The organism is Leifsonia sp. SIMBA_070 (genome assembly GCF_046534635.1).
GTDB lineage: Bacteria > Actinomycetota > Actinomycetes > Actinomycetales > Microbacteriaceae > Leifsonia.
In genome coordinates this window covers 1-238 of record NZ_JAWRYK010000907.1, presented here as the reverse complement: position 1 = coordinate 238, position 238 = coordinate 1, and the positions used below count along the sequence as shown (strand labels likewise).

1 pseudogene is annotated in these 238 nt (G+C 66.8%); it reads left to right on the top strand.

The features are described 5' to 3' along the window. Window positions 1-238: pseudogene (locus SB754_RS22840) on the top strand (hypothetical protein); the annotation flags it as partial.

Below are 238 nucleotides of genomic sequence, written 5' to 3'. Positions count from 1 at the left end.
CGGGTACGGGATCGCGCAGATGGGCCCGCTGTACGGGCACATCGGTGAGATGCCCGGCTACAACTCGTTCATGGGCTATGACCCGGTCAACGACGTGACCGTGGTGATCTGGGGCAATCTCGCCCCGACCATCGAAGGTCAGGCCCCGGCGGCTCGCGTGGCCGCGGAGTTGCTGCCGTTTGTCTACGCCGCCGCTGACGCCGAAGCCGACGACCACATCGAGGACACGGCCGATGAC